Annotated in this window: 3 protein-coding genes; all 3 read left to right on the plus strand. The window is 36.6% G+C overall.

The window, feature by feature from the left end; all coding sequences use genetic code 11:
* The first annotated feature begins 51 nt into the window (after positions 1-51).
* The 3 genes from RPL90_RS06530 to RPL90_RS06540 all read left to right on the plus strand — a co-directional run bounded on the left by RPL90_RS06530 (position 52) and on the right by RPL90_RS06540 (position 6,796).
* Complete coding sequence (locus RPL90_RS06530; RefSeq protein WP_313547018.1) at positions 52-525, plus strand: hypothetical protein; 474 nt, start codon at positions 52-54, stop codon at positions 523-525.
* Between the two features lie 191 nt (positions 526-716).
* Positions 717-5,975: a peptidoglycan DD-metalloendopeptidase family protein gene (locus RPL90_RS06535; protein WP_313547021.1), complete on the plus strand. Its 5,259-nt coding sequence runs from the start codon at positions 717-719 to the stop codon at positions 5,973-5,975.
* Positions 5,975-6,796, plus strand: a complete 822-nt coding sequence (locus RPL90_RS06540) for a phage tail domain-containing protein (RefSeq protein ID WP_313547024.1) — start codon at positions 5,975-5,977, stop codon at positions 6,794-6,796. Before RPL90_RS06535 ends, RPL90_RS06540 begins: the two co-directional genes overlap by 1 nt.
* Positions 6,797-6,913 lie beyond the last annotated feature (117 nt).

Below are 6,913 nucleotides of genomic sequence, written 5' to 3' on the forward strand. Positions count from 1 at the left end.
GTTATTAGACCGCCTTATTTTTTTGAATAATTTTATTGGAGGAATGAAACAATGGCTAAAGTAACACTAAAAATTGACGGTAAAAATAAAAACTTTGTGAAAGATAAACTTACTTTCGGCGCTTTGCGTAGACAAGCTGAATTTGAAGAAAAAATGCAAGACCAAATTAAATATCAATCAGAAGCATATGTTAGTTATCAACAAATGCAAAGCATGCAAGAAGAAGCAGAAGAAAAAGGCATCGATGTTGAAGAAGTTGAAGGCTTTGACGAATTAGTTAAGCAATTAGAAGAATTCGGAGAAAAAGAAGAACCTATTTCTGATTTAGAATTATTCGATGACTTTGCAAACCTATTAGTTACTACTTTTGATAATAAATTTTCATACGATGATGTTATGGACGGTTTAGAAGTTGAAGGTGGCATTCAAGAGGCTTATCAAATGGTATTTGCAGAACAATCAGCGGGAAAGCCAAAAAAGAAAAAAACAACGCCAACAAAAACAAAACAGCCAGTGAAATCGTAGATGATATTTACGAAGTTTACCGCAATTTTGTTCAAGAGGGTCAATACAAACCTCATGAAGTTGACCAAATCATTGTTGAGGACTTCGATAAAATTTATGCCAAAAAAGCTAATGGTAAAAAAGTTAAGAAAGCTAAATCAGGCGGCATGAGCCCTGAAGAAATGATGAAAATGATATAAGGAGGTGGAATAATGGCAGAATTTAATTTAGGTGCAGAGGTCGAACTTGATGTTGACCCCCTGAAAGCCTCCAAAACAACGTTAGAGAATCAATTAAAAAGTATTAATCGTTCATTAAAATCTCAACAAAAAGCATTTAAAGAGAACTCGCTCTCTGTAGATGAATTAGCGAATAGAGAAAAAAACTTAGGCAAAGCGATTGCATCACAAGAAGCGTTACTCAATAAGCGTAAACAATCTCTAAAAGAATTAACGGATACAGTCAAAAAGAATGGCACTGCAACGGACGAACAAAAATTAAAGATTGAACGTATGAATGCAACTTTAAATAAGTCAGAGAGCCAACTTAGCGATTACAAACGTCAATTGAATGAAACCGTATCTGCACAACGAACATTTGGACGCTCGTCTGACCAAGTAAAGAATAATTTACGTGGTTTACGAGATCAAGCAAAACTAAATAGTATGGAGTTCGAGCGGTCAGAAAAGTCTATTAAAGATTATCAAACACAGCTTGGACAGATGGATTATTCGCTTAAGAAATCACGTGCTAACTTATCTTTGTTAAAGCAAAACTTAAAAGAAGTTGAGCGTACGCAAGGTATGAATAGCATGGCAGCAACAAGATTAAGAAATGATTTCTTGAAAGAAGCTGTAGCAGCCGATGTATTAGAAGGACAAACTGATGACGTAAGAAAATCATTGCTTGAATTGCAAATGCAACAAACATTGGTTGGTAAAACTAAGATGTTCGGTTCTGATTTTATGAGCCGATTTGACGAAGTTCAAAATACAGTTAATAGATTAGGTAATCGTTTTAGAAACTTAGGTTATCTTGTTCAAGGTGTTGTACAAGGTGGAATAATCTCAAATATTTCTACGATTATACCTATTGCTGGTGCTGCGACTAGTGCTATCGCTGGCATTGGTGGCGCTGCGGTTGCAGCTTCAGGTGGTGCAATCGGTCTGGGTGGTGCTTATGGTATTGCATTAGGCGGTATTATGGCATTCACAGGTCAAGCGACAACTGCGCTTAAAATGCTTGAGGACGGTACATTAAAGTCAACAGTACAAGTTAAAAACTACCAAGCAGCACTAAGTGGATTGAAATCACAATGGGCTGGCTTAGTACAAGGCAACCAAGCTGCAATATTTAATACTATGACAAATGGTATTCGTACTGCACAGTTTGCTTTAACAGCATTAACGCCAGCTATTAATACTATGACGGGGCAAATTGCTCGTGCTTCAGGTCAAATGCGTAATTGGGTTACGAATTCTCAAAATGCACGTAACGCTTTTTCTATGTTAAATAGCGTAGGACCATCCGTATTCCAAAACTTACTTAATGCAGGTTTAAAAGTGACTGACGGATTAACGAATATGTTCACTCAATTTGGTCCTTTATTTACATGGGTCGGTGCTGGCGTAGAGAGTTTAGCTAACAAGTTTAATGCATGGGCTAATAGTACTTCAACTAATAATGGTATTGCCCAATTTATTAGCTATACTAAAACTAACTTGCCTATAGTAGGGCAAATATTCGGTAATGTGTTTAGCGGTATTGTGAGTCTATTCCAAGCATTTAGTGGGCAATCTCACACTGTATTACAAGCAATGCAAGGCGTAACGCAATCGTTTAAAGATTGGGCAGCTAATTTATCAGGTACTGAAGGTTTCAAAAACTTTCTAGCATATCTGAATACTAATGGTCCTAAAGTATGGCAACTGCTTAAAAATATAGGTAATGTAATTGTCGGATTAGTACGTGGCATGGCTCCAATAGGTGCACTAATGCTAAATGTGGCTGTTGCTGTCACAGGTTTTGTAGGTAAAATTGCAAACGCAAACCACTTTTTAGGAGCATTCTTAGGTTTACTTGCAGCTGGAATTGGTACAGCTATGGCACTAGCACCACCTATCATCCTCTTGAAAACAGCATACGGTGGCGTAGCAACTGGGGCTAGATTAGCAGCAATAGCAACTACAATTTGGAGTAATGCTTCTAAAGTTGCAGCTATTGCTACACGTGGCTTAGGATTAGCTATTCGTTTTATGAGTGGTCCTGTCGGTTGGATTATTACAGGCATCGGTTTACTTGTTGGTGCAATCATGTATCTATGGCGAACGAATTCAGGTTTCCGTAATGCTGTTATTAATATATGGAATGGTATTAAAACAGGTGTTATGAATGTAGTTAATAGTATGAGAGTTTTATTACCAGCTGTATGGGGTGCTATAAAAAATACAACTTTAAATGTATGGCATAGCATAGTTAATGGCGTCATGTTCGTAGTTCGTCATTGGAAGCAAATTTTATTCGCTCAATTTTACATTATGAGAGCCGTAATACCAGCAGTTTTCAGAGTTATAAGAACAGTTGTTGTTAATGTATGGAATGCAATGAAAAATACTGTCGTAAGAGTTGCTAAGGCGCTTTGGAACGGTGTTAAAGCTACATTCCATGCTTTGAGTACTGGAGTTCGAACAATATTTAATATCGTTAAGAATTTCGCCATAAAAGTATGGACAAGCGTCAAAACAGGCGTTATTGCGAGAGCTAAAGCTCTGTGGAATGGTGTGAAAGGCGCTTTTAACGCGCTAAGCAAAGGTGTTCACAGTATATTTAATGCGGTCAAAAACTTTGCTTTTAAAGTATGGACGAGTGTTAAAAACGGTGTCGTTTCGAGAGCTAAAAGCTTATGGAACGGTGTAAAATCAGCCTTTAATGCTTTAAACAAAGGTGTTCATAACATTTTTAACGCAGTCAAAAACTTCGCAGTAAAAGTTTGGACATCTGCTAAGAATTTAGTAATTGCAAGAGCTAAAGGTTTATGGAATGGTGTTAAAGCTGCGTTCAATGCACTTAATAAAGGCGTACATGCGATATTCAATGGCGTTAAAAACTTTGCTGTAAAAGTATGGACAAACGTTAAGAATGGCGTTGTTTCGAGAGCAAAAGCCCTTTGGAATGGCGTGCGTATTCATTTTAATTCCTTATCTAAAAGTGTTCATTCAATCTTTAATGCGATCAAAAATTTCGCTATTCGATTATGGAACGGACTTAAAAACAAAATAGTAAGTTTTGCAAAAAACATATGGGATGGAGTTAAAGGAAGATTCACTGGTTTATGGAATAGTACAAAATCTATATTCAATAAAGTTAAAGGCTTTGCTGTTAATACATGGAGTACAATTAAAGAGAAACTTGTCGGTTTTGCTGGTGGCATTAAAGATAAAGTAACTGGTGCGTTTGGAAAAATGAGAGATGTGTTAAAAGGCATCATTGGTAAAATCAAAGGTTTCATTGGCGATATGGTTGACGGCGTTAAAAAAGGACTCAATAAACTTATTGATGGCGTTAACTGGGTAGCCGGTAAATTAGGAATGGATAAATTACCTAAAATTAAGCTACACACTGGTACTGAATCTACACATACACAAAATGTAGTTACTAATGGATCAATTAATCGTGATACATTCGCTACTGTAGGAGACAAAGGTAGTGGTAATGGTCCTAATGGTTTCCGCCATGAGATGATTCAATACCCTAACGGTAAGACAGTGATGACACCAAATAGAGATGCTACGGCATTCCTACCACGTGGTTCTAAAGTTTATAGTGGTGCCGAAACTTACGCAATGTTACAAAAAGCCAATATGCCACGTTTTGCTAGTGGTACAGGTAAGAAGAAAAAGAACTGGTTTGATGCAGCAAGTGGTCAAGCTGGTAAAGTTGTCGGTAAATTCGGTGCTAAAGCTAGTGATACAGCACATGGTATTAAAGAAGGTACACAAAAAGCTCTAGAAGGTGCCGGTAATATAGCTAAAGGCGCATTCAAAAAAATTGGCGATGTTATGGATTATGCCGAACACCCTGGCAAGTTAGTAGATAAAGTTATTTCTGCAGCGGGTGTTAACTTTGATTTCATTAAAGGTTCTTTACCAGCACAGATGATGAAGGGCATGTTCGGTAAGCTTAAAAAAGGCGTAGCAGACTTCTTCTCACAAGGCTTTGATGACCAAGGCGGCGGAGATGCTTCTAAATTGCTACGTTACAAACAGATTCAAGGTTTCGGACGATACACGGGTGGTTTATCATTCAATGGTGGACGTCACTATGGTATTGACTTAGCTTATCCAAGTGGTTCTAATGTGTACGCAACAAATGATGGGGTACTGTCATCACTTCATGACTATGGTGGCGGTAATGTTGCAAGACTGTTAATGAATAAATTCACATTATACTTCATGCACTTATCTAAAATCTTAAAACACGGTCATGTTAAAGCTGGCGAACTGATTGCTAAATCAGGTGGCACAGGTGCTTATACAACTGGTCCTCACTTACACTTCCAAGTAGACAAAGGACGTCAAATGGGTGGCGTAAATAACGCTGCTGCGATTGACCCAATTAAATGGCTTAAAGGCCATGGTGGAGGCGGTCAAAGTAAGTCAGCTAAAAAATGGAAACCAGAAGTTATTCAAGCCCTTAAAGCTAATGGCTTACCAACATCATCAAATTACGTTAATGCATGGATAAGTCAGATACAATCTGAATCAGGTGGCGATTCAGGTGTAACACAACATGGTTATAAAGATGTGAACTCAGGTGGTAATGAAGCTAAAGGTTTAGTCCAAGTTACACCATCGACATTTAAAGCATACAAACGTAAAGGCCATGGTAATATCTTAAATGGTTTAGATAACTTAATGGCTGGTATAGCCTATGCTAAATCTAGATATGGTAAAGGTGGCATGTTAAGTGTTATTGGTCACGGTCACGGTTATGCCAAAGGTACAAACAATGCACGTCGTGGATATAACACAGTATTCGAAAAAGGTGGAGAAATCATGCAAATGCGTGGTGGCGAAACTGTTATACCTAACGATGTGTCTATATCTGCGATGAAACAAATTGCATCAAGTGACATATTCAACAAAACGCAATCTGCTGTGTATGAAGGTATTTCTTTATATGCCGACCAATTAAGAGAAAAACAATCAGCTGAAGCGCAAGCGAAACAACAACGTATTGCACAACAAGCTAAAGATAATGTGGCGTTGCAAGAACAAAATAGTATTCTAAAAGAGATGTTACGCACAATGCAAGAATTACTTGGTTCAAGCAGAAATAATGAGCGCCATAATTCTAAAACTGCTAATAAGGATTGGAATTTAGATGGTAAAGCAATTGCTAAAAATACGAGTAAACATCAAGGAAATGAAGCGCTATCTGCTATGTACAGTATGGGAGGAATATTAACTTAATGAAAAAAGAAGTTAAAATTATTACTAAGGACAGTACACTTAACCTTACAGATCTTGATAATTTTATTTATTTAGATTTTGTGGAAAATGATGTTCAAATAACTACAAACACAACTGAAGTCAAAGGGATAGACGGTGTTTTAACGGGGGCGAGTACATTCGCCCCTTTTGAATTAGAATTAAATTTTGTCTATTCAGGTGTTGATATACATGACTACCATTTATTTAAAAGCAAACTAAGAGAGTTAATATACCGTAGAGATCCATACTATGTTTGGCATTCTGATATGCCTGGGAAAAAATATGCGGTTTTACCTAACTCTACTGAAATTGAAGATATTTACGGTAGAAACGGTAGGATTAAAGTTAAGTTTAATGTTTTCAAAGGTTATTCTGAATCACTTTATAAAACGGACCAGTTCAGTTTAATGTCGGACAAATGGCAATTTGGAAATGGATTAATTCCAGATGAAAGTATTTCGTATAAGCATACGAGACAGAAATTCAAAATATTTAATGGTAGTAGCGATACAATTAATCCACGTTTTCATTTTCTTAAAATTTGGATTCGGGCAAATACTGATAAAAGTTTTAAAATTGTCAACAAAACAACAGGTGATGTGTTTGAATTTAAAGGGACTTTGAAGAAAAACCAAAGCTTAGTATTAGATGGGGTTTATCCATATTTAGATTTAAAACGATGTGGTCGAATAACAAATCATGGCGTTATATCACTAGCACCAGGTTTCAATGATTTTGAAGTGTGGGGCTCACTTTCAAATTTCGAAATAGAATTTGTATTTAATTATATTTATAGGTAGGTGAGGTAATGGAAGATATTATAGTTAGTGATTTTAAAGAAACAGTATCAGAAATCCTTACCGACTTTAATACTGAATCTTTTGCATATGAATATGAGCGTAATAACACACGTCAAA

It is taken from the genome of Staphylococcus kloosii (genome assembly GCF_032139365.1).
Classification (GTDB): Bacteria; Bacillota; Bacilli; order Staphylococcales; family Staphylococcaceae; genus Staphylococcus; species Staphylococcus kloosii_A.